Origin of the sequence: Myxococcus llanfairpwllgwyngyllgogerychwyrndrobwllllantysiliogogogochensis, assembly GCF_006636215.1 — a bacterium.
GTDB lineage: Bacteria > Myxococcota > Myxococcia > Myxococcales > Myxococcaceae > Myxococcus > Myxococcus llanfairpwllgwyngyllgogerychwyrndrobwllllantysiliogogogochensis.
The window spans coordinates 1-23,428 of record NZ_VIFM01000034.1 but is presented as its reverse complement, the minus strand read 5'-3'; the positions used below and the strand labels follow the sequence as shown (position 1 = coordinate 23,428).

The window sequence follows — 23,428 nt, the reverse complement described above, 5'->3', positions numbered from 1 at the left end:
CGAGCACACGGCTAGGGACGGGTCCGAGACAGCCGGCGCATCAGCTCCGAGTGCGCGGGGTGCTCGGACACCAGCGACTCCGGGGTCGGCATCTCCCAGTCGGAGAAGTCGAAGCCCGGGGCCACCGTGCAGCCCACCAGCGAGTACGCGCCCCGAGACTCCCCCGCCTGCAACACGCCCGCGGGGACGACGACTTGAGGCTGCTCGCCCTTCGTCACGTCGCGCCCCAGCACCACCGTCTCCAGCCGTCCGTCCTCGCCCACGCGGTACAGCGCGAGCGGCGCTCCTTCGTAGAAGTGCCACACCTCGTCGGAGGTGACGCTGTGCCATGCGGCGAAGGTGTCCTGCGTCAGCAGGTAGTAGATGGCCGTGCCCGCGGAGCGAGTCCCCCGAGGGGTCTCCACCTTCAGCGCCGCGCGGTACGTCTCCTTGTAGAAACCACCCTCGGGATGCGGCACGAGGCCCAGCCCGCGAATCAGCTCGTCGACCATGGGCGCAGTCTACGCGCCGTCAGCGAGGCAGCGGGGTGGCGACGTAGTCCGTCCCGTTGGCCGCGTGGCATCCATGACAGGTGTCGTGTCCCCTGCCGTAGTAGTTGTCGTCGTAGTCCGGACCGAAGCCCTCGTAGAAGACCCAGGTGTTCTTGCCCGAGCCCTCGGACACCTTCACGTCGAGCGCGTGCCCTCGCACCGTCTTCCCGTCCGACTCGAAGAGCTCCTTCACCGTGATGCTGCCCACCGGGTGCGTGGCGTTCCCCGCCTCCATCGACTGCGCCAGCATCGGGTTGAAGAACACGCGGACCTTGTCCCCGTGGGAGTTCACGGACTTGCGCGGCGCGGGCTCGGCGAGCCACTCCCGGTAGAGCCCCTGCCGCACGAAGGCGGTGATGCCCGCCTCCGACGTGTCCAGTTCCCCCACCACGCCCAGCCCTTCATCCACGGAGGAGGACGGACCACAGGCGGTCAGCAGCAGGAGCACGGCGCACGGCGCGAAGCACAGTCGCACAGGGGGACCTCGTCACGTGATGGCGGGCCATGGGCCCACCCGATGGGTGTCGTTCCCCGCTACGTCGGCGCGCGTCCCGTGGTTACAGCCCGGAGGTGCATGGATTCCAGGAAGGTCCTCCGTCCCCCAAGCGCGAGACCCTACCTGTTCCATCTTCCAACGTGGGGCCACCCTGTTAGGTTGTGACCCAGGAGGTCGTCACCCATTGTTCCAACCCAACCCCCGGGTCCTGTCGATGATTGCCCCCTTCTCCCGCCTCGCGTCGCTCCACCTGGAACAGTTGACGCGTCCGCTGTGCGACGCGTCCGTCACGAGGACTCCCCCGAGGCACGGACGCGCCCACGAGCACACCGCGTCGATGGATGACGTGGACGCGTCCCTCAAGAGGCCCGGGCACGCCCACGAGCACACCGCGTCGAGGGATGACGTGGGCGCGTCCCTCACGAGACCCGGACACGCCGATGAGCACACCGCGTCGTTGGATGACGTGGACGCGTCCCTCCCGAGGCCCGACCGGAGCGCGGGGTCCAGGCGTCTCGGACGCGCCACCGTCACGGTGCTCCGGGGGACGCCATGATGACGGGCCATCCGCTCGCGCTGCGTCCGGGGATGAAGGTGGGCCCCTGGCGTGTCCTCGCTCGGCTGGGCCAGGGTTCCTTCGGCGCGGTGTTCCAGGTGGAGCACGGCGGGCGACTGCATGCGCTCAAGTTCGCACTGCGCGGGCCGGGCAGTGACGACCTGGACCGCACGGACGCGCGGGCCATCCGGGAGCTGGCGTGTCTGCTCCATGCAGTGCATCCCCATGTCGTGCGCGTCTGGGCTCACGGGCGCTGGCCGGATGCGCGGACGGGCTACCACTACGTCGTCCTCGACTACGTGGAGGGCGCCACGCTGGCCGCCTGGGTGAAGCGCGAGGCCCCCTCCGCGCGCCGCGTGGCGCGCCTGTTCTCCCGACTCGCACTGACGCTCCAGGAACTCCACGCGCGCAGCGTCTTCCACCGCGACCTCAAGCCGTCCAACATCCTGGTGCGCGCCATCGATGACTCCCCGGTCCTGGTGGACTTCGGCAGCGCGAACCACGCCGAGTCCCTGCCACTCACCGAAGGTCCCCTCCCTCCAGGCACGCCCCAGTACCGCAGCCCGGAAGCCCTGCGCTTCCACCGCGAGCACCACTCCCAGAAGAGCGCTCGCTATGCCTTCCGCGCCACGGATGACCTCTACGCCCTGGGCGTGACGCTCCACGAGGTCCTCACGGGAACACCCGCCTTCTCGCTCACGCTCCCACGCGAGGTGCTGGCCGAGCACATCGAGACGCGCATGCCTCCACCAGCCTCCACGCTGAACGAGCACGTCCCCCTCGCGCTGGAGGCCATCACTCAGCGGCTGCTCCGCAAGCGTCCCGAAGAACGGTTCCCGGATGGCGGCGCGCTGCACGATGCGCTCGAAACGGCGCTGCGCGCGGCGACGCTCGACTGGGACAGGCCCCTGTTCTCGCGGCCACCTCCCGAGAAGAACGCGACGGACTCGCGACGCGCCTCTCGTGACTCCTCCACCCTGGGCCCCTGGCCCACACCCCTGATCCACAGGCCCCCGAGGAGACCAACGCCTCCAGGGGGCTCCCGTTCCCAGGCGAGGCCCACGTCCTCATCCGGGGGAGGCGCACGGGCACATCCCCGCAAGGCACGCCGAGAACTTCGCATCACGCTGAGCCCCTGGATGGTGGGCGCGTGGGTCGTGTTGATCCTCCTGCTGGGGTGGGCGCTCTCGGCCCTGCGCTGCGCACCGGAGGCCGCCCTCTCTGGGACGATGAGCCCCGACAAGGTGCTCGTGGCATCACCCGCCCCGAGGTGAGTCACCCCAGCGGGCACGTCGGTGGATCCTCCGCACGAACCGGTCGGATCCACACGGACTCCAGCGGACCTCCGAACCTCGGGGCCCGCGAGCCCACGACACAGCCCCCGCGCTCACGGCGCCGGGGCCCGGTGCCTCACTTCTTCTTCTGCTGCATCGCCGAGGCGACCAGGTTCATCAGCTTGAGCTGCACCGGGGACAGCTTGCGCAGGTTGCGCATCAGCCGCCGCATCTCCGGCGTGTCATCCTCGCGAGACTTGCTGCCCGCCTTGTCCTTCGCGGGCGGCGGCGCGGCCAGGTCATCACCCAACCCCAGCAGTTGGTGGGGCGGCACATTCAGCACCACGCACAGTCGCCGCAGGTTCTGCACGCTGGGGAGCATGTGACCTCGCTCCAGGCGGCCGTACACCTCCGACGCCATCCCAATCCGCTCCGCCACATCGGCCTGCGTCAGGCCCATCCGCACCCGGGCAGCCCTCGCCGCCGCGCCCAGCATGCTCGCCAGTTCTGTGTCCATGCGTGTGTCAGTCGTCCACGAAAGGAGGGCCCCGCTCCAGGCGCCTCGGAAGCCCCTAGATAACCCTGAAGGTCGGGTACTTTCACCATACCTTCAGCGTTTTTTCAAACGCGCGCCACGCGTCGCGCGTGCCTCTCGCGGCCTCCCGCTTCACTCGCGTCCACGCCTCATCCACCGTCACGTCACGGTGATGAAGACGCGCTCTCCGCCACGTCCATCAGCGCGCGGCGTCGCTCCGCCGCGGTGAAGAGCAACGCCAACGGCAACCCGAGGAACACGGCGTGCAACACGATTTGGGGGAACTGCGGCACGTCGAGGAACCACGGGTAGTAGCCCCGCGCGATGAACTGGAAGTCCACCAGCCACACCGCGATGCCGAACAACATTCCCACCGCGGCCTGGAACTCCCAGCGTCCCCGTCCATCCACCGGAAGCATGGCGTCGAGGAACGAATAGAACACGCCCACCAGCGCGGACACCGCCAGGTGGAGGCCCACGCCCACCAGCACCATCGTCCCCATGGGGAAGCCTTCGCCAAAGACTCGAGGCCCCAGCACCATGCCCGCGGACATGCGCACCGGCCGCATGGGACTGTCACCCGCGGCCAGGGCCATCACCACCTCCGCCAACCCCAACACCACGCCCGCGATGACGCCGAACAGCAGCCCGTTCGTGGCAGACCAGGGGGTGTATCTGCGCCGTGCCGCCATGGCTTCTCCTTGTCCGGGGTCACGTGCCTCCCCGTGTGTCGAAACGTGAGCACGCGGGCCGCGAGCGGGCAGCCAGGGCACGACGACGGCTCGGGGTGCCGCCTCCCCCCCGGCCACGCGGGCGGGCTCGTCCCCCTCTCGGGCGAGGGCACGGCGAGGCTGATCCCCCGCCCTCCTCCCGAGCAGAGGACCCCTCGTCACCTGTCGTTTCTTCCGGCCTCTTTCGCTTCCTCCTGTAACTCCTTCAGCTTCGAACCATCTCCCCCGCACCCAGAGGGGACGAACGGGGTGGATCCGCGCGGGCACGGGATTGGCAAGGGAGTCCCCCTGGAAAGGAACGTCGACGCCAGGACATGCCGCAGCTCCGCCAACGCCCACCCGGACCGCACCGCATCCACTACTCGCCCCAGGCGTGGCGAGAGGTGGGGCGTATGAGCGCGGAGGCCTTCGGGGCGCTGCAGGGCGCGCTGGAGCGGCTGGGGGACACCACGGTGCGGGGTCCGCTGCCCGAAGGCGGCGGCCTGGGTCGACACGTGCTGGCGCACCATGGGCTCGCCCTGGGCTACTCGTGGGACGAGCGCTCGCGCACGTTGACGTTGCTCTCCGTGGAGCGCGAGCCGTGAGCACCGGCCCCCCGCCACTCAGGCGGCGATGGGCAACATGCTGCGCACCGCCTCCAGCAGCTCCTCCACGGAGAAGGGCTTGCGCAGGAGCGCATTGGCGCCGGGTGGAATGTCGGTGGTGACGGCGGTGAGCACCATCACCGGAACGTTTCGCAACCGGGGGATGGTCTGCCGCCGCGCGAGGAACTCATGCCCGTTCATCTCCGGCATCATCAAGTCCAGCAGGATGAGCCGGGGCACGTAGCGCACGTCGGAGAGCTCCTCCATCGCCTCGCGCCCATTGGTCGCGATGGTGACGTCGTAGCCCTCGCTCTCCAGAATCTCCGCGATGGCGGCACGGATGTCGTCCTCGTCCTCCACGACGAGCACGGAGCTGTGCTTCGCGACGCTGGCCATGGTGGACAGCATAGAGGTCCCCTCCCCCTCACGGCGACCCTGGGGGCGAGTCTACGCGGCGAAAGTGGACAAAATCGTGCGCATGCGCGTCGGGCGCCACGCACCCTGACGGGGAGGACGGGCTCGCTCACGGCGCACGGGAAACACGCGAGGCGCGAGGTGATGTCACGGGTGGAGTGCCAGCGAGGTGTCGCAGCATCGGCCAGGTCGGCCGCCCCCCACGGAAACGTACATTCCCGCACGGGGACCTGCGGCCGAGGGGCCCGGGACTTACCCTCACGCCGTTCCACGCCCTAGCTTGAGGCGCCATGTCCCGCACGACGGACAGCTCGACGACACGACAGCCAGGCAGTGCACCGGGAAGGGCTTGGAAGGCGCGGGCCTGGGCCGAGCTGGAGGCCGCGCGCGCCCGCGTGCTGCGCATGCTCGCCGGACTTCCGGAGCACGTGCTGATGAACCAGCACTCGCCGTTGATGTCACCGCTCATCTGGGACGTCGCGCACGTCGCCAACTACGAGGAGCAGTGGCTGCTGCGAGCGCTCGGCGCACCGGCGCTGACGGACCCGGCCTTCGACGCCATCTACGACGCCTTCCAGCACCCCCGGAACACGCGCGCCCTGTTGCCGCTGCTGTCCCCCGAGTCCGCGTTCGCCTACGCCGCGCGCGTGCGTCAAGCCGTGCGCGCGCACCTGTCGGACCACGTGCCCGAGGACAGCGAGGCGCCACTGCTGGTGGGCGGCTACGTCTTCGGCATGGTGGCGCAGCACGAGCAGCAGCACGCGGAGACGCTCGCCGCCACGCTCCAGTTGATGACGGACGTGGAGTACCGCATCAGCTCGCCGCGTCCGCATCCGAGCCCCGTTCCCATCACCCGCCAGCCCGTCTTCATCCCCGGCGGCACGGTGCGCCTGGGCAGCGAGTCACCGTGGGCGTACGACAACGAGCGGCCCGCGCACGCGCGCGAGGTCGCGCCCTTCCTCATGGATGCGCACCCCGTCACCAACGGGGACTACGTCGCCTTCGTCGAGTCGGGGGGCTACGACGACGCGCGCTGGTGGCATCCCAAGGGCTGGGACTTCGTGCGCGCGGAGCAACTGCGCCACCCGCAGTTCTGGCTGCCCCAGCAGGGCGGACACTGGCTGCGCAGGCGCTTCGGACAGGTGGAGCCGCTGCCCTCGAACGAGCCGGTGCAGCACGTGTGCTGGTACGAAGCGGACGCGTACGCGCGCTGGGCGGGGAAGCGGCTGCCCACGGAAGCCGAATGGGAGACAGCGGCTCGCGGCTCGGACGGCGTCGCGCGAGAGCACCCGTGGGGCGACGACGCGCCCACGCCCGCGCACGCCAACCTGGGCGGTGACGCGTGGGGTCCCGCGCGAGTGGGCAGTCATCCCCAGGGCGTCAGCAGCGAGGGCGTCTGGGGCCTGTTGGGAGATGTCTGGGAATGGACGGCGAGCGACTTCCATCCCTATGCGGGCTTTCGCGCATATCCCTATCGCGAGTACTCGGAGGTGTTCTTCGGCGACGACTACAAGGTGCTTCGAGGCGGTGCCTGGGCGAGCGCGCCCGTGGCGGTACGCAATGGCTTTCGCAACTGGGACTACCCCATCCGGCGGCAGATTTTCGCCGGCTTCCGTTGTGCGTCAGAGGTGAGGTGAATCAATGAGGTCGACAGTGCAGCCGGTGGAGACGACTTCGGGTGAGGGGACGCAGGCTGTCCCCGGGGTGAGGGTGGAGGTGTACGTGAAGCCGGGCGACGCGAAGCGCGCCCTGCGACAGGAAGTGCTCCAGGGGCTGTGCGGCTCGCCCAAGGAGCTGTCACCCCGGTGGCTCTATGACGAGCGGGGCAGCCAACTCTTCGACGACATCACCCGCCTGCCGGAGTACTACCCCACGCGGCGTGAGCGGGAAATCCTGCTGGCCCATGCCGGAGACGTGGCGAGGCTGAGCGGCGCGACGACGCTCATCGAGCTGGGCAGTGGCACCAGCGAGAAGACGCGCCTGCTCCTGGATGCGATGGAGGAGGCGGGACAGTTGTCGCGCTTCGTTCCCTTCGACGTGAGCGAGGCGTTCCTCCGGCGCGCGGCGGCGTCCCTGGCGCGCGAGTACCCGGGCATCACCGTGCACGCGGTGGTGGGCGACTTCGAGCACCACCTGTCGCGCCTGCCCGGAGGCGGACGGCGACTGGTGGCGTTCCTGGGCGGCACCATCGGCAACCTGAAGCCGACCGAGCGAGCGCGCTTCCTGCGCGAGCTGTCCTCGGGCCTGCAGCCCGGTGACGGCCTGCTCCTGGGCACCGACCTCATCAAGGACCGCGCGCGGCTGTTCGCCGCCTACAACGACAGCGCCGGGGTGACGGCCGAGTTCAACCGCAACGTGCTGCGCGTGCTCAACCGCGAGCTGGGCGCGGACTTCGACCCGGAGGCGTTCGAGCACGTCGCGCCCTTCGACGAGCACAACGCCTGGGTGGAGATGCGCCTGGTGTCGCAGCGCACGCAGTCCGTCTGGCTGTCCTCCCTGAAGCGCCGGGTGGACTTCGCCGAGGGCGAGGTGCTGCGCACGGAGGTGAGCTGCAAGTTCGAGCAGGCACGCGTCGAGGCGGAGCTGGACGCGGCGGGGCTGGGACTGGCGGCGTGGTGGACGGACGGAGCGGGTGACTTCGCCCTGTCCCTCGCGCTCAAGCGCGGCTGAGTTCCAGGGGCTCGGACCTGGGGTCGGGCATCACCCGGCCACCAGGTCCGGCGTCCTCCGACGACTAACGTCGGGGGTTGCGACGGGACTGCACGCGCACGGGCACGGGCTGCGGCATGGGCCGAGTCCAGGCAAACCACAGCGCGGCGAGGATGGTGACGGCGAGCCCTCCAGCGGCGAACAGCCGCTCCCCCACGGGGCTGAGGTCCACGGTGGCAAGGTGAAGGGGGAGCATTCCGGTGAACGACATGCGGGGAACTCCTTGCGGGGCGCTGCGTGGAGGTCCGGAGGATGGGCTGGGGTGTTGACCCACCACGGGCCGGGGGAACGACAAGGTTAGGGACTCGCGAAAGAATCTGGAAGTCCCCGTGCGACGATGGCGACGCGGCGTGCACGGAAGTGCACCCCTCGTCCCAAGCTCGGAGCCATCCGGTTCATCTTCTCATCCATAATCGGATGGACGCCCGGCGCTCGCTGAATGTTCAGCACCGCGCCACGCCTGCCTGCTCTCGGGCGTCAGACGGGGAGTGCGCCACCGAGCTGGCGCTCCTGGAGCAGCCGCATCAGCTCCACCTTCATGCACCGGTCCTGGACCACGCGGATGCCGGCACGGGCCAGCTTCTCCGCCGCCGCGTCATTGCGGATGCCCAGCTGGAACCACACCGCGCGCGGCTTCTTGGCGAGCAGGTCCGGCACGTGCGCGTCGATGTCCTCCGGGCGACGGAACACCTGCACCAGGTCCACGTCCCCCGGGATGTCCGCCACGGCGGAGTACACGGGCCGGCCGAGGATGGGCTCCTTCTCGCCGTGCACCGACACCGGGACGATGTCGTAGCCGTGTTTCTGGAGGAACGCCGGCACCGAGTACGCCGGCTTGTGCGCCTGCACCTCCGAGCGGATGCCCAGCACCGCCACCCTCCGCGACTGCTCCAGCACCTCCCTCACGCCCGCGTCGTCCTCGACGAGATTCGCTCTCCAGTCCATGACCACCTCCTGGAGCCAACCTTGCCACGCTCGCTCCCGGTGACGACCCGTCCGACGCCGAAACGGCGGGTTCGTTCCGCGGAAGGCGACTGGACCCTGGAGGTCCAGTGCTCGGGAGCGCGCGCCTCTTCGTGAGCGGGGACATGGGCCGGACCAGGGGCTCGGTGGCTCGCTCGCGGGGCGAGGAGGCACCGGCCCGCCATCGTGAGGCCGCGCGACTACTTGGACTGGGAGGACTGGACTTCGATTTCGCGGCACGCCTCGGTGGCCAGCCGGACATCTTCCGGTGAGGCGCCGGGCAGCGTCGCGCAGAGGAACAGGTCGTTGCCCACGCGGCGGGCACCGAAGAGCGCGGGGGCCTGGAGGCCGATGCCACCGTCCGCGAGCTTCGGCGCCATCGTCACGCGCAAGAGCGAGTAGGTGTCCTTGGACTCTTCCTGGTCCAGCGACACCTCGAAGTTCTTCGACTCCTCGCGCACGCGCTCCGCCAGCGCGTCCACGGTGGGCAGTTGCTCACCCTGGCCTCGGCGCAGGTCCACTCGAAGCACCGGGCGGCCGGGCGGGCCCGCCTGGAAGCTGTCGTCGGGAGCGACCTGCGCGGACCAACCGTCCGGCAGTGGAACCTTCACACCGGAACGAGGGGTCTGCGCGGCGCCGTCCGGAGAGAGGGCGCCGGAGTCGGCACCCTCGTCCTTGCAGCCCTTGCAACCGGACAGCAGCGACAGCGCCAGCACCAGGGCTGGCGCGATGTGCGCGCGCTGACGCACCTTACTTCTTCGACTCGCCGCCAGGAGGAGGAGGACGCGCCGAGGCGGCGTTGCCACCCAGGTTCTCCATCTTCAGCGTGCCCTCGAAGACGACGCCACGGTCCATGGACAGCGACGGCGTCTCTAGATTTCCCTTCACGCGGCCCGGAGTCTTGAGCTCGATGATCTGGGTGGCCTTCACGTTGCCTTCGACCTGACCGTTGATGATGACGGTGCCGGCCTGGATTTCGGCATTGACCTTGGCGCCATCCCCAATGACGAGCACGTCCTTGGTGATGATCTGCCCCTGGAACTTGCCGTCGATGCGGACCTGCCCCTCGAAGGTAAGCTTCCCCTCGAACTCGCTTCCCTTGCCCAGAAGCGTATGAACCTCACCAGAGCGCTGCGACACGGATTCCTCCTCCCGCTTGAACAGGGGCTTGCTGGGTGCTTCGTCTTTCTTCCCGCCAAGGAGCGCCACGCGCTACTCCTTCCTGAGCAGCTTCAACAGCCGGTCCAGGTCATCGTAGGAGAAGAAGTCCACCTCGATGGTGCCCTTTCCGGGGCTTCGTTCGGTCAACCGGACCTTCGTCCCCAAACGACGTTGGAGCTCTTCCACCAAGGACTTCACCTGCGGGCTCTGTTTCGGCGGCGTCTTGCCCGCATCCTTCTTGCCGTGGGTGCGACTCTGCTGGACCAGCCGCTCCGTGTCACGCACGGACAGCTTCTTGTCGGCCACTTGCTTGGCCAGGTTTTGCAGCTCGGGAAGGCGGGGGACGCCCAGGAGGGCGCGCGCGTGTCCCATGCTCAACGAGCCGTCCGCCACCATCAGCTTCACGTCCGCGGGCAGCGCGAGCAGGCGCAGCGCGTTGGCCACCGTGGAGCGCTCCTTGCCCACGCGCTGGCTGACCTGCTCCTGCGTGAGGCGGAACTCGTCCGTCAGGCGCTTGTAGCCCTCCGCCTCTTCAATGGGGTTGAGGTCCGCGCGCTGGAGGTTCTCCACGAGGGCCAGCTCGAAGGCCTGGACCTCGGTGACGTCCTTGATGATGGCGGGCACTTCCTTGAGGCCCGCGGCCTGGGAGGCGCGCCACCGGCGCTCACCGGCGATGAGCTTGTAGCCGCCGTCCCCGTCCTTGCGCACGAGGATGGGCTGGAGGATGCCCTGCGTCTTGATGGACTCGGTGAGCTCCTTGAGCTTCTCCTCGTCGAAGTAGCGCCGCGGCTGGTCCTTGTCCCGGTGGATGGCCTCAATCGGGAGCTTGAGGACGCCGGCCTTGAGGGCGGCCTGTTCGGCGGCCTTGCCGGGAGCGGCCTGGGGGATGAGTGCGGAGAGCCCACGACCGAGGGCGCGCTTCTGCGTGTCTGCTTTCACCAAGTCAGGACTCCAGCGCCGCGAGGAGACTCACGACGGGCATGGGCGACGCAAAGGCTCGCGGAGGGCTTCAGGCGACCCGCCGGCGGGGCGTCTTGGGAGTGTCGCGCTTCATCAGTTCGCGGCCGAGGGCGAGGTAGCTCTCGCAGCCCTTGGACTTGATGTCATAGAGGATGATGGGCTTGCCGAAGGACGGGCACTCGGACAGGCGCACGTTGCGCGGGACGACGACCTGGAAGACCTGTTCCTTGAAGTAGCCGCGCACCTCGTCCACGACCTGGTGGGCGATGTTGGCGCGAGCGTCGAACATGGTGAGGAGGATGCCCTCCATCTTCAGGTCGGGGTTGAGGCCCTGCTTCACCAGGTCGATGGTGTGCGTGAGCTGGGAGAGACCCTCGAGCGCGTAGTACTCGCACTGCAGCGGGATGAGGACGGAGTCCGCGGCGGACAGGGCGTTGAGGGTGAGCAGGCCGAGCGAGGGCGGGCAGTCGATGATGATGTAGTCGAACTCGGAGGCCAGGGGGCGCAGGGCGTCGCGGAGGCGGAACTCGCGGTTCTCCAGGTTGACGAGTTCGACTTCGGCGCCGGTGAGGTCGGGCGTGGCGGGGACGACCTGGAGGTAGCGCAGCTCGGTCGGGTGGAAGAGCTCCTTCATGGGGCGACCATTGAGGAGCGCGTCGTAGATGGTGCCGTGGAGCTTGTCCTGCTTGAGGCCCAGGCCGCTGCCGGCGTTGCCCTGCGGGTCCATGTCAACCAGGAGCGTGCGGCGCTCGGCGGAGGCGAGGCTCGCGGCGAGGTTGATGGCGGTGGTGGTCTTACCCACGCCACCCTTCTGATTGGAGATGCAGATGATTCGACCCACGAGCCCCATCCTCTCTCTTGCCCGGCGAGAGCCGGGCGCCGTGCGTGATGCGGTGCACGACTGCACGCTGATCCGCTGCTAGCACGCGATTCGGTGTTGGATCAAATTCACGGCGCTCCCAGCGTGACGACTCTTTTCGAGGGCTTCCAAGCAAGCCGGAAGGCCTGATTCCGGAGACTTGGAGCACGGTTTCCTACGTCCAGAACCCGGCCGACCGGGCGTTCGCATCCTGGATTCGGGCGGCGTGGGGAGACTGCTCGGATGCCCTCCTTATAAGGGGGCACGCGGGTGACGGGGGTCGGTGTCACCGCTCAAGTCCGTCCGCGCACGCGTTCCATATGGAACGGGCCTGCTCGACTCGCGACCTCCGTGCACCGTTCAAATGGGTTGGGTGACGTGGAAGCGCTGGGCAACCTCGCCGGACGATGAGGCCCACCCAGGCGGCATCGGAAGTGCCGGTTCGTACCGGCTCGCAACCTTCATCGCCTGTCCGCCATGAAGCGCACTGCGGTTGCCCTCCGATGGCGCGCACCATCCATGCGCTGTCACGAGCCCTTGCGTGAGCCACCTCTTCGCCCGTGACTCGTACGACATGAAGTGCGCTTCGACTGTCTTCCGCGGCGGCAGTTGTTCATCGCTGCGCTGTTGGTCGCCTTCGCATGAGCCGGCCCACCATGGCTCTCGTCCGTTCAACATGAAGTCGCCTCGGGGTCATCGGAGGTGACGCCCACTCATCGGTGCGTTGTTGGTCGCATTCGCATGAGTCGGCTCGCCACGGCTCTTGTCCGTTCAACACGAACCGAGGGGGAACCTCCGCACCGTGCGCCAACTCGATGCATTTGTCGGAAGCACCAACATGAACCGGGCCGTCACTGCTCATGCCTGTTCGTCATGAGGTGCGGTTCGGCCACCGTCCGATGCGTCGCCCATCGATGCGTCATCATCGAGCGCCCTCGCACGGGCAGGTCAGCCATCTCCATCCATCGCTCGTTGGACTTGAGGCATGGGTCGACCACCGTCCGATGCAGCGCTCCTCAATGCTCATCGGCGAGAGCCTGCGCATGAGAGAACTCGGCACCTCCATCGCTCGTTCGACATGAGGCGTGGGTCGACCACCGTTCAGTTCATTGAGGCGTCATCATCGAGACCTCCGCATGCGCCACTTCGCCACCTCCATCACCCATCCGGTGTGAAGCGCTGCACGACCCCTTCCGATGCGTCACCACCAAGAGCCTCCGCATGAACCGGTTCGCCACCTCCCCCGCTCATCCGGCGTGAGGCACCGCACGCCCTCCAATGCGTCGCCCGCCGATGTCTCCTCATCGAGAGCCTCCGCACGAACCAGTTCGCCACCTCCATCACCCATCCAACGCGAGGTGCGGTTTGGCCACTGCCCCATGTGGCAACCCTCGCGCCTCATCAACGAGCCTCCGCAGGAACGAGTTCGCTACCGCCAGCCGCCGGTCGACGTGAGGTGTGGTTCGACCACCATCCAGTCCGGCGCCCATCGCGGGCTCATCATCGGAAGCCTCCACGTGAGCGCGCTCATTACTCCCAGCACCCGTTCGACGCGAGGTGCAGTTCGGCCACTGGCCGGTGCGGCGCCCATCGCTGACTCATCATCGGAAGCCTCCACATGAGCGCGCTCACGACTCCCGACAGCCGTTCGACGTGAGGAGTGGCGCGACCAACATCCGGTCCGGCGCCCATCGCTGACTCATCATCGGACGCCTCCATCTGGACGAGTTCGCTACCGCCAGCACCCGTTCGACATGAGGAGTGGCGCGACCACCATCCGGTCCGGAGCCCATCGCTGACGCATCATCGAAAGCCTCCACATGAACGAGTTCGCTACCGCCAGCACCCGTTCGACATGAGGCATCGCGCGAACACTCTTCGCTGGTTCCAACTGACGCGGCGCGAACCGGCTCGCGACCTCCATCGACCATTCGACATGAAGCGAGGTGCAGCCTCGTTCAGCGATGAGCCCCGCCATCCGAGAGCTTTCAGCGGCGCCGCCTGAACTGCCCTACCGGCTCAACGGCCAGTTCGACACGCCATCCGTGCCGCGAGCACCACGCTGGCATGAACCAGCTCCCCCATCGCCACTCCACATGCGGCGATGCGCGCGGCCGGCGGTGCTTGCCGAAACCCAACTGCCCGTTCGGCACCATCTGGACACGGGGCCGCGGACCGCACCTCCGTTTCACGCGGGCCACGGCGCGCGCGGCATCGGACTCGCCAACTCGCGCCAGACATCTTCCGCATCAATCGATTCAGCGTGAGGTTCTGCTTCGTTCCATCTGGTGCGCGCCGCGACCCTCACTCGATGCCGTGAAGTCATCGAAGCGTTGTCCGGCCTCCAGCGCGCGACCATCGTCCATCACACAGTTCGCTTCACGCTGAAGCCAGCAAGCACGAGCACACGGCATCGCCACAACCGGGGACGGACCCGACACGCGAACCACGTGGAGCCTGGGTCGGCACCCGGCCTCGCGAGTCCTCATCTCCACCCCCAGGACTCAGCGCGGTCACTTCACCTGCTCCGCGTGGAAGGCGACACGCGTTCGTCGCCGCCTCAGCACGCATCACCACCACGGCGTTCCACATGGAACACGGCGGCGGCAACGCGGGCCCAAGTGGCTCACCGTGTTCACACGATGCCCGTTGTCCGCACCCATCGAACACGACACCCGTTCCCGCGTGGGACACGCCACGCTGAAGCGCGCTTCGGATGAACACCCGCGCACCGCATCGGCGCGCGCGTTCCACGTGGAACAGCCTCAAAGGCCACGGCGACATCGGAACTCGCGCGCGACGCGCCGGCACCAGGCATCTGCCTGTCCGCGACATCGGCTCGAAGCGAGGGCACGTTGTCTTCGCGGATGAAGTCCGCCCTTCCGACTCGTGTCCGCGTTCCATGTGGAACACGGCACGAGGGCCTTCAGACCATCGCGAAAGCGCAGCGTGTGAACACCTTCTCATCGGTCTTCAACACCACGTCGATGAGGCCGAGCACCCGTCACCACCCTGGCTGCTTCCGCGCTCCACATGGAACACGGCACCGGCGTTCCGCCACTGCTCCGCCCCCATCACCGTTCCACGTGGACCACGGCTCGCATCGCATCAACCACTCGCGACAGCGTCACGCAGGTCAGCGCCGTTGCGCATCACCGGCCAAGGCCCACCACCACGTCGATGAAGTGACGGCACGTAGTGCGCGCCACCACATGAACGGCTTCTGCGTTCCACGTGGAACACGAACCGCTCGCGACAGCGTCATGCAGAACGGCACCGCAGAGCCTCGCTGGGCCAAGGTCCAACACTACGTTGATGAGGTGAACGGCGCGCGGCGCGAACCACCTCGCGAACGGCTTCCGCGTTCCACGTGGAACACGACCGCGTCGCCTCAACTGCTCGCGACAGCGCCACGCAGGTCAGCGTCGTTGCGCCATCACCAGCCAAGGCCCACCACCACGTTGCTGAGGTGACGGCACGTTGTGCGCGCCACCACGTGAACGGCTTCTGCGTTCCACGTGGAACACGAACCGCTCGCGACAGCGTCATGCAGGACGGCACCGCTGAGCCTCGCTGGGCCAAGGTCCAACACCACGTTGATGAGGTGAACGGCACGCGGCGCGCGCCACCACGAGAACGGCTTCCGCGTTCCACGTGGAACACGGCTCGCATCGCATCGACCGTTCGCGACAGCGTCACGCAGGTCAGCGTCGTTGCGCCATCACCAGCCAAGGCCCAACACCACGTTGATGAGGTGAACGGCACGTCGCACGCACCACCTCGTGAACGGCTTCTGCGTTCCACGTGGAACACGGGAGCATGAGACTCCGCCACCAGCACGACTCCTTGAGACCAGTTCAGGCGTCGCCTCGTTCCACGTGAAACACGGCATCGCGTGAGCGCGGGTTTCGACCGCTCGCGCGGACCGCTTTCGCGTTCCACGTGGAACACGATTCGCGCCGCATCGACCTTTCATAGCGACGTGCGGACATCATCGAGAACTCGCTCACGACCCTTTCTCGGCGAAGGCATCGACGCATCGCGAGCGCTGTCTCTTCGCCCTTCCACGTGGAACACGAACGCGCGTGCATGGGCCGCACGGCACCAGCAACTGGACGGTCCACACCAGTGCACGCACCACCGCGTTCCACGTGGAACACGGCACACGTCGCGCATCAGGAAGTGGGTTCGCATCAGCTCGTTTCGCGGCAACACGTGGTGATGGAGGCCTCACGTGAGGCCGTCACCACAAGCCCCGGCATCTCGTTGAAGAGGTGGTGAAGCGCGTGATGCGTTCCACGTGGAACACGGATGCGCACCAGCACACCTGCGTGCGCAGGCGTCACACGCATCGACAGGCCGAGCATCACGGCTCGCCTCCTTCACGCATCGATGCCGGTGCCCCGGCACGTGGAGCGGTGCTCATGCCCGCATCGGTTCCACGTGGCACACCGCACACGAGCCATCAGGCGTCGTCACCACGAAGCGGCTTCTCAGCCACTTCATCAGCAAGGCGAGGAAGACAACGCGGCGCTCATCCGGACCCCTTCTTCGTTCCACGTGGAACACGGCGCACGGCATCGCGGGATGGCAGCGGCTTCATGCGAGTTCGCCAGCACCAACACCGTGAAGAAGCTTCGCGGCGGTCTCTTCAACCAGGTGAGGCCAGCACGCGATGGCCATCTGGACCTCTTCTTCGTTCCACGTGGAACACGGCATCGTCGGTTGGTGGAGGCATCACGCAAGTCGCCGCGCATGGCATCGCGAAGCACCTGCTTCAACCGGGCGCGACCTCAACGAGGACCGCACCCCGGACCTCATTCAGGGTTCCACGTGGAACACGGCATCGCTGGTTGGCGGGGGCTTCGCACGAGTCGCCGTGCACGACATCGCGAAGCACCTGCTTCAACCAGGCGCGGCCTCAACGAGGAACTCACCCCAGGCCCCGTCACCGTTCCACGTGGAACACGGCATCGATGGTTGGCGGAGGCTTCGCACGAGTCGCCATGCACGGCATCGCGAAGCGACTCCTTGAACCAGTGAGGACGACGACATCACCCCGGCCCCTCCATAGTTCCACGTGGAACACGGCATCGCCGGTTGGCGAAGGCGTCCGGCGAGTTCGCCACCACGGCATCGCGAAGCGACTCCTTGAGCCGGTGAGGACGACGACCTCACCCCGGCCCCTCCACCGTTCCACTTGGAACACGGCATGCCGGTTGGTGGAGGCATCACGCGAGTCGCCGTGCACAGCATCGCGAAGCGACTCCTTCAACCGGGCGCGACCTCAACGAGGAACTCACCCTGGACCTCGTCAGGGTTCCACGTGGAACACGGCATCGATGATTGGGGGGCTTCGCACGAGTCGCCGTGCACGGCATCGCGAAGCGACTGCCTGAACCAGTTCAGGACCCGTGCCCCACCCTGGTCCCTTCACCGTTCCGCGCGGAGCACGGCATCGCTGGTTGGCAGAGACTTCAGGCGAGTCCGCCGGCACGGCATCGCGAAGCGACTCCTTGAGCTGCTGAGGACGAACTCACCCAAGGCCCCTCCACCGTTCCACGTGGAACGAGGCATCGCCGGTTGGTGGAGGCACCACGCGCGTCGCCGTGCCCAGCATCGCGAAGCACCTGCTCCAACCGGGCGCGGACTCACCGAGACCCTCACCCAAGGCCCCGTCACCGTTCCACGTGGAACGCGGCGCGTGGCAACGCTGGCTGACCGAGGCCTCACACAAGCCGGTGCGCACGCCTTCGCGAAGCGGCTGCTTCAACCGGGTGAAGAAACCCAGAGGACTCACCCTCGACTCCGTCACCGCTCCACATGGGACGCGGCGCTTGGAAACCGCTGGCTGGCTGAGACCTGCCTCACGTGATTCGGCGCGCGGCATCGAGAAGCACCGCCTTCAACTGGGTGAAGGCACCAAGAGAACTCGCCCTGCCCCCGCCACCTTCCCGGGTGGAGCACGGCGCATGGCAACCGCTGGCTGACTGAGGCCCGCCTCACGTGATTCGGCGCGCCATCGAGAAGCACCGCCATCAACCAGGTGAAGCCCCACCAAGAGAACTCGCCCTGGCTCCCGCCACCTTCCACGATGGAACACGGTGCGCGGCAACGCTGGCTGGCAGCGGCTTCACCGCGTCGGCATGCACGACCTCGAGAAGCAGCCTCTTCAACCAGGTGCAGCCAGCACGCGGCGCCCATCCCTCTTCGCCGTTCCACGTGGGACCTGACGCGCGGCAAGGCGTGATGGTTCGGACTTCACACGAGTCGATAGGCACCGGCCCCCAGAAGGGACTTCTCGGCGTCGTCACCAGAAAGAGGACGACCGCGGCACCCAAGCCGTGAACCACGGGGACCCGCACCACGACGCCTCGATGGCTGAGCGACCTCGCCAGCGAGAAGCAACCCGAGCGGGACTGCATGACGTCGCGCACCGATGAACGGGGCACCACGGGTGCGCGACCTCTCAAGAAAGCCAGGGTCTCCCTCACCGCATGGACTCGTCTCCGTTCCCGGGGTGCGCGGCTGAACGAGACCTCTCACGCGTCCTCATGGTCGGGCACCACCGAGACACGGCTTCTCGGGGTGACGGTGCAGGCGGCTCCGCACTCCGCCAACAACTGGCGCCCCCTCCCCCACCCACCAGGCAGCCTCTTCCCTTCACTCGAATCACGCCGTCCGCTGCACGCCGTTGCAGCGAAAGCGGCGCGAGTCGACTCCTCGCTTCGGGTTCCACATGGAACCTCACCGCGCTCCCCTTCTCGTTGAAGCAGGCTCAGCACGGGCCAGCCGCGTGGGTCTTCACTACTTCACGCCACCTGCGGGACCCTGTGCTCGGCATCCCCCACGGGGCAGCAACTCCGGAGAACGGTCCGACAGCCGAGAGCACTCACTGACTCCAGCGCTCGCGACATGGGGTGCAGGGCAGAAGTGCCGGACAGCATCCCCTCCCCTCCCCCATCCGCGCTCCGTCTCGAAAGTCCACGAACGAGCACCTCGAAGAACCCTCACCCGGACGAACACCCGATGCGCCCCCATCTGGCGCACTCGCATCCTCACTGCCGTGCGAGTTCCCTTGTCGCGCCAGTCCTTTCAGAGCCAGCAGTCGCCGCGAAGGTTCGGTCCCACTGCCGCGACGCAAGCCCCCCGCGTCCCTCACTCGCGACACCTCGCCGTGCGGAGGTTCGCGCTTCTCGACCAGACCACCACCAACCTGCCCTCGCCGATTCGGCTCAAGTGGGTCTGGGGCTCGCGAAGAATCCGCAGGCCCCACCGAAAAGAGTCTGCGTACGGCCCATCACCTGCGCCGGTGCGCATGGCGTCCGAACCGTGGGCACGAGCCTCCAGTGATACACACGTCGAACGGACCGCATGTCCACGCGTCACGAACGATGGAGCTCACCGACGTGTGGTTCGAAGGGCTGGCCTGCATCACCACGGGCTGCATGAACTTCATCCACGAGCGGCAAACTCACGCGAGGTCCGTTCGAAACCATCGCTTCACGATGACGCCTCCCTCTTCACGGTCGGAGCCCGCGCTGACTTGGAGCCGACTCACCCCGTTCCACGTGGAACGAGCAGTAGCCGCGGGCTCAGAACCCGCGCAACAGGGCCTTCGGGCACCTGCTTGGACGCTCGCATCAAGTCATGACAACCGTGCAGGGCTGAGCACGCAGGAATGCTCCTCCTCCAACCTCGTGACGCGACTCCATCCGCGGCACCTCGCCTGAGTACGCCATGGGCTCGAACGGAGTCACTCGCGAACAGTCCTGGCGTCACGCGTCCGCTTCGAGAGCAGTCGCCCCGATGCCACACGCGCCGAAAGACTCCCGCGCGATGAGTGGCAGCACAGCCGCGTGCAACAGAGTTCGCGCCGTGGTCCAAAGCTCGCTCACCTCTCGCCTCGCGAGCAGACAAGTCCACCCCTGGACCTCTCGCTGGTCGAGTGACCGTCCCATCGAGCGTGTGCTCTCGCACTCAGCTTCACGCCAGACCAGGCAGGCGTGCTCCCTACTGAAGGAACCGTCCGCTCGCACTCCCCTCCCCTCCCCTGCCCCGAGCCAGCATCCGCGAGAGTGCTTGGTCACATCCTGAGCTGGCAACCGCAGCGCTCGAACCCTTGCGATACTCCGCGAGACACACGACCCATCGCGGGCATCGTCCGCGGCGACACGCCAACACCTCCACTTCCAAGGCTCACTCCGTGCTCCCGCTTCAACGCTGGTTGTCTCCCGAAGAAGCCGCCGAGGTGCTCCGTCCCTACGCGGCCTTCAAGCAACGAAGCGCCGGCAACGGCATGGACGTGGACGCCCTCGTCCTCTCCGACGGCTTCTTCAGCGGCGCCGGGCTGTTCACAGGCGGGCGCGTCTCATCACTCATGCTGGAGAACACCCGAGGCTCGACGTTCATCGACGGCGACCTGGTCGTCGATGGCTGGTTCGAAAATCCAGGCGGACTCGTCTTCGTGCGCGGCAACCTCATCGCGCACACCGTCTACACTTCCGAGTACCTCGTCATCCTCGGGGACCTTCGCGTCCGCCGCCTGTTCGGCGAAGACGAACCCCTGGGCACCTGCGTCTTCGGCGATGCCTACGTCGAGAGCGCCATCTTCTCCCACAACCATCAATTCAACGTCTGGGGCACCGCCCACCTGGGCGAAGAAGTCCATGACGAGGTCCACGGACGCGAGGCCTTGCAGCAACGACTCGTCGACTGGGGCCTTCTCTCCGACCCGCGACAAGAAGTACCAAGCGACGTGGTCCGACACGGGCTGCGCGGACTCGCCGAATCATGGGGTCCGCTCTCCGACGAACTGGCCTCGCTTCGATACACGCCGAAACCCTCGGACTTCGTCGCGGAGCCTCCGGTTCGACCACCCCGTCCCGACATCATCCTCGAGCTGGAACAATGGTTCGCGACGACGACGCTGCCCCAGCGACAACAACTCGAAGCACTGCGCACGCAGTGGCTCGCTCGACTCAGTGACTCAACGGTCCGCGCGGAGGCGCAGCGCGTGATTCGCAAGCACATCAACTCGAAGAAGCTCATCACGGACCGCGACGTGCTCCTGCAAGACCTGGGGTAGCGCCCAACACAAATCCAGGGTTCGCGAGACCGCGCGCCTCGACACAACTCAGCGCGTCCACTCTCCCTGGTAGAGCACGACGCGATATCCATCGGGGTCCTCGAAGGTCTTCCCGTACACGTCCCAGTAAGGGTTGTGTGAGCGCACCGGATGGAAGCCCGCTTGCACCATGCGCCGCACCCGCGCGTCCCACTCCTCGCGCCGCGACACATAGAGAACCAGCAGATGGTCCGGCGAAGGAGCGCGAGGCGCCTCGTGTCCACGTTCCACCGTGAACTCCAGGTGGTACGGCGTCCCGACCTGGCCGAGCATCACCCCGTCGAAGCCCGCATGGTCCTCGAAGCCTCCCACGAGCTCGAAGCCAAGCCCCTCTCGATAGAACCGCACCACTGTCGCCAGGCTCCGCGTCGGTCGAGCGACTCGCAGCTTACACATCTCCATCCCAGGTCCGTCCTCACCACGAACGAACCCGGTGAAGGTTCGCGCGTCTCACGGTCGTGACGCGTGCGCACTCAATGACGAGCAGCGCGCGGTGCACGATGAAGTCGCGGAAGCATCGCGCCATCTCCGGCGCGCGTGTCCGCACACGGCAAGGCAATGGCAGAAGGCCAACGCGTCAGAGCCGTGGGACGCCACCTCACGGATTCGGAGGAGACACGGGCTCCACGAAGTACGCCTGTTTGTGCCGAGGCTCGGAGTCGTACGCGGCAGCCAGCTCCCGCGCGCGCCGCTCGGTCCGAAACACGGCCACCTCCGCTCGGTTGCCGTGCTCATCCTGCCGAATCACGGCCCAACCCTGACGCGGACGGGACTGCCGCATGGGCGGTGTTCCACGCTGCTCCACGGCGTACCACTGCTTGTGCGCCCGAGCCTCCATGCGACGCGCCAGGCACTCCGCATGTCCTCGGCTCGTCATCACGCAGACATCATGTCGATGCCCCGTGTCGTCCTGCCGGTACACCGCCCAGCCATCCGTCAGCGGCGGCGCTCCAGGGTTGGCCCGCCACACCACTTCATCGCGCCACCAGTCGAGATGCGCGAGCGCATGGCTCAGCTCTTCTTCCGAGGTCATGACATGGAAATCGTCCGTGACCTGCAGATAGAAGACGAAGAACTGGAAGCCGCAGTCCGCGCGCCAACCCCAGTAGTCAGTGGGTCCGAGCCCATCACCTTCCACGTCTCGGAAGTGCGGAGGTCCCCAGCGTTGCTCGAAGTCGGCGCGGGACGCTCGGGCCACCGCGACTTCAGACTCATGGGGCTCGTCGTCACCCCAGACCACCGGTCGGTCCGTCGGAATCGGCTGCATGCGAGGCACCTCCGCTTTGAAGCTAACGCGGCCCCTCCTCGCATGCCTGCCCCCTCACTCCCACGCCACGTCCACAACTGACACTGGATAGCAGTTGTCCGCATGGCGCCACGCGCGCACCTCCACCGTGCACGCGCGGGCCCACGCTCCCCTGCCCTACTCCTTCGCGAACACCGCGACCTGACGCTCCGCGCCAGAGAACGGCAGCCGGTACGCCCTCGCGGAGATCACTCGCAGTTGTCGCTCCGCGGCGCGCGACGCCAGCTCCGCGTCCGTCTGCGACTTGCCGAGCATCGCCACCACGCGGCCGCCCTGCTCCACATACGCCGGCGCCAACGCCAGCCAGTCCGGCAGGTCCATGAACGCGCGCGCAATCAACAACTGCGCGCGCGGAATCCCCTCCGTCTCCGGCTGTCCCTCCGCGCGCGCGTGCAACCCGCGCACGCCCTGCAACCCGAGGCTCGCCGACGCGGCCTTGATGAACGCGACCTTCTTGCCCACCGTGTCCACCAGCGTCACGCCCAGCGCCGGCAACGCAATCTTCAACGGCAGTCCCGGGAAGCCCGCACCCGCGCCCAAATCCAACAACGACGCCGCGCCCGTCACCTCCGGCAGCACCGCGAGCGAGTCCAGGAAGTGCTTCTCCAGCACCTCCTCGGGGGCCGTAATCGCCGTGAGATTCACCTTCGCGTTCCACTTCAGCAGCTCCGCCATCAGCCGCTGCAACCGGGGGCCCACGTCCTCCCCCACCGACACGCCCAGCGCCTGGCAGCCGGATGCCAGCAGATCTACGAACCTCGTGTTATCCACAGCACCTCCACAGCGCGGAGGGGCATAACCCTCCGGAATTATTCAGGGGATTTCTATCCCCAAAGTTGTCCACACGTTGTCCACACCCCCTGTTCTGATCACTCCAGGGGTGTTTCGCCGCCGCCCGAGGGGCCCGAGACGCGCTTGAGCGCGACCAGGAGCAGCGACACCGCCGTGGGCGTCAGGCCTGGAATCCTCCGCGCCTGTCCCACCGTCGAAGGCCGGTGCGCGCCGAGCTTTTCCGCCGCCTCCTTGCTCAGCCCCCGCACCTCCGTGAAGCGAAAGCCTTCCGGAATCCGCCACCGGTCCGTCGCCTCCGACTCGCGCGCCGCCGCTCGCGCCGCCTGGGCGATGTAGCCCTCGTACTTCACCTCCACCTCCACCTCCTCGGCCACGTCCTCCGCCACCACGGGCCAGTCCCCCCTCCTGTCTCTTATACGCATCTCCGAGCC

General features: G+C 67.4%; 22 protein-coding genes. 6 read left to right on the top strand and 16 right to left on the bottom strand.

The genetic code is table 11. The annotated features are described in order from the left end of the window. Window positions 1–11 precede the first annotated feature (11 nt). Together FJV41_RS11375 and FJV41_RS11370 are read right to left on the bottom strand one after the other, a co-directional pair. Window positions 12–491, bottom strand: a complete 480-nt coding sequence (locus tag FJV41_RS11375; RefSeq protein WP_141642470.1) for a cupin domain-containing protein — start codon at window positions 489–491, stop codon at window positions 12–14. A 19-nt stretch (window positions 492–510) separates the two neighbouring features. Next, on the bottom strand, window positions 511–1,005 hold the full coding sequence (locus FJV41_RS11370; protein WP_141642469.1) for a hypothetical protein: 495 nt from the start codon (window positions 1,003–1,005) through the stop codon (window positions 511–513). 205 nt (window positions 1,006–1,210) lie between these two features. Between FJV41_RS11370 and FJV41_RS11365 the strand changes: the two genes are divergently transcribed. Continuing rightward, window positions 1,211–1,582, top strand: coding sequence for a hypothetical protein (locus FJV41_RS11365; protein WP_141642468.1), 372 nt, complete (start codon window positions 1,211–1,213; stop codon window positions 1,580–1,582). Then, complete coding sequence (locus FJV41_RS11360) at window positions 1,579–2,856, top strand: serine/threonine-protein kinase (protein WP_141642467.1); 1,278 nt, start codon at window positions 1,579–1,581, stop codon at window positions 2,854–2,856. The genes FJV41_RS11365 and FJV41_RS11360 overlap by 4 nt, the downstream gene beginning before the upstream one ends. 136 nt (window positions 2,857–2,992) lie before the next feature. Here the strand turns inward: FJV41_RS11360 and FJV41_RS11355 are convergent, their stop codons facing one another. Next, window positions 2,993–3,373 carry a helix-turn-helix domain-containing protein gene (locus FJV41_RS11355; protein WP_141642466.1) on the bottom strand — a complete coding sequence of 127 codons (381 nt, stop codon included), beginning with the start codon at window positions 3,371–3,373 and terminating at the stop codon, window positions 2,993–2,995. Window positions 3,374–3,555: 182 nt separating this feature from the next. Further along, complete coding sequence (locus FJV41_RS11350; RefSeq protein ID WP_141642465.1) at window positions 3,556–4,083, bottom strand: hypothetical protein; 528 nt, start codon at window positions 4,081–4,083, stop codon at window positions 3,556–3,558. A 353-nt stretch (window positions 4,084–4,436) separates the two neighbouring features. Between FJV41_RS11350 and FJV41_RS11345 the strand changes: the two genes are divergently transcribed. Beyond that, window positions 4,437–4,706, top strand: a complete 270-nt coding sequence (locus FJV41_RS11345; RefSeq protein ID WP_246137148.1) for a hypothetical protein — start codon at window positions 4,437–4,439, stop codon at window positions 4,704–4,706. A gap of 18 nt (window positions 4,707–4,724) precedes the next feature. Here the strand turns inward: FJV41_RS11345 and FJV41_RS11340 are convergent, their stop codons facing one another. Next, window positions 4,725–5,114 carry a response regulator gene (locus FJV41_RS11340; RefSeq protein ID WP_141642464.1) on the bottom strand — a complete coding sequence of 130 codons (390 nt, stop codon included), beginning with the start codon at window positions 5,112–5,114 and terminating at the stop codon, window positions 4,725–4,727. Between the two features lie 296 nt (window positions 5,115–5,410). Between FJV41_RS11340 and egtB the strand changes: the two genes are divergently transcribed. Both egtB and egtD read left to right on the top strand, forming a co-directional pair. Beyond that, complete coding sequence (gene egtB / locus FJV41_RS11335) at window positions 5,411–6,757, top strand: ergothioneine biosynthesis protein EgtB (protein WP_141642463.1); 1,347 nt, start codon at window positions 5,411–5,413, stop codon at window positions 6,755–6,757. Between the two features lie 4 nt (window positions 6,758–6,761). Beyond that, complete coding sequence (gene egtD, locus FJV41_RS11330; RefSeq protein ID WP_141642462.1) at window positions 6,762–7,790, top strand: L-histidine N(alpha)-methyltransferase; 1,029 nt, start codon at window positions 6,762–6,764, stop codon at window positions 7,788–7,790. Between the two features lie 64 nt (window positions 7,791–7,854). On the opposite strand, the gene FJV41_RS11325 is transcribed toward egtD, so the two are convergent. The 7 genes from FJV41_RS11325 to FJV41_RS52165 all read right to left on the bottom strand — a co-directional run bounded on the left by FJV41_RS11325 (window position 7,855) and on the right by FJV41_RS52165 (window position 16,142). Then, window positions 7,855–8,040 (bottom strand): hypothetical protein, encoded by a 186-nt coding sequence (locus FJV41_RS11325; RefSeq protein WP_141642461.1) that lies wholly within the window; start codon window positions 8,038–8,040, stop codon window positions 7,855–7,857. 266 nt (window positions 8,041–8,306) lie between these two features. Next, the gene (locus FJV41_RS11320) at window positions 8,307–8,774 is read right to left on the bottom strand and encodes a CoA-binding protein (RefSeq protein WP_141642460.1); all 468 of its coding nucleotides are present in this window, start codon (window positions 8,772–8,774) and stop codon (window positions 8,307–8,309) included. Between the two features lie 218 nt (window positions 8,775–8,992). Then, on the bottom strand, window positions 8,993–9,541 hold the full coding sequence (locus FJV41_RS11315) for a hypothetical protein (protein ID WP_141642459.1): 549 nt from the start codon (window positions 9,539–9,541) through the stop codon (window positions 8,993–8,995). A 1-nt stretch (window position 9,542) separates the two neighbouring features. Next, window positions 9,543–10,001 (bottom strand): bactofilin BacM, encoded by a 459-nt coding sequence (gene bacM, locus FJV41_RS11310; protein WP_141642458.1) that lies wholly within the window; start codon window positions 9,999–10,001, stop codon window positions 9,543–9,545. Window positions 10,002–10,004: 3 nt separating this feature from the next. Beyond that, the gene (locus tag FJV41_RS11305; RefSeq protein WP_141642457.1) at window positions 10,005–10,895 is read right to left on the bottom strand and encodes a ParB/RepB/Spo0J family partition protein; all 891 of its coding nucleotides are present in this window, start codon (window positions 10,893–10,895) and stop codon (window positions 10,005–10,007) included. A gap of 67 nt (window positions 10,896–10,962) precedes the next feature. Further along, window positions 10,963–11,763 (bottom strand): ParA family protein, encoded by an 801-nt coding sequence (locus tag FJV41_RS11300; RefSeq protein WP_217439257.1) that lies wholly within the window; start codon window positions 11,761–11,763, stop codon window positions 10,963–10,965. A gap of 4,202 nt (window positions 11,764–15,965) precedes the next feature. Beyond that, window positions 15,966–16,142: a hypothetical protein gene (locus FJV41_RS52165; RefSeq protein ID WP_181790557.1), complete on the bottom strand. Its 177-nt coding sequence runs from the start codon at window positions 16,140–16,142 to the stop codon at window positions 15,966–15,968. A 3,836-nt stretch (window positions 16,143–19,978) separates the two neighbouring features. Here FJV41_RS52165 and FJV41_RS11295 point away from each other — a divergent pair. Next, window positions 19,979–20,860 carry a hypothetical protein gene (locus tag FJV41_RS11295; RefSeq protein ID WP_141642455.1) on the top strand — a complete coding sequence of 294 codons (882 nt, stop codon included), beginning with the start codon at window positions 19,979–19,981 and terminating at the stop codon, window positions 20,858–20,860. A 48-nt stretch (window positions 20,861–20,908) separates the two neighbouring features. Here the strand turns inward: FJV41_RS11295 and FJV41_RS11290 are convergent, their stop codons facing one another. The 4 genes from FJV41_RS11290 to FJV41_RS11275 all read right to left on the bottom strand — a co-directional run. Beyond that, on the bottom strand, window positions 20,909–21,301 hold the full coding sequence (locus FJV41_RS11290; protein ID WP_141642454.1) for a VOC family protein: 393 nt from the start codon (window positions 21,299–21,301) through the stop codon (window positions 20,909–20,911). A gap of 196 nt (window positions 21,302–21,497) precedes the next feature. Beyond that, the gene (locus FJV41_RS11285; RefSeq protein WP_141642453.1) at window positions 21,498–22,166 is read right to left on the bottom strand and encodes a hypothetical protein; all 669 of its coding nucleotides are present in this window, start codon (window positions 22,164–22,166) and stop codon (window positions 21,498–21,500) included. A 156-nt stretch (window positions 22,167–22,322) separates the two neighbouring features. Further along, window positions 22,323–22,976 (bottom strand): 16S rRNA (guanine(527)-N(7))-methyltransferase RsmG, encoded by a 654-nt coding sequence (gene rsmG / locus FJV41_RS11280; RefSeq protein ID WP_141642452.1) that lies wholly within the window; start codon window positions 22,974–22,976, stop codon window positions 22,323–22,325. Between the two features lie 98 nt (window positions 22,977–23,074). After that, on the bottom strand, window positions 23,075–23,428 hold a 354-nt coding region (locus tag FJV41_RS11275), incomplete at its 5' end, for a tRNA modifying enzyme MnmG family protein (RefSeq protein ID WP_497812658.1).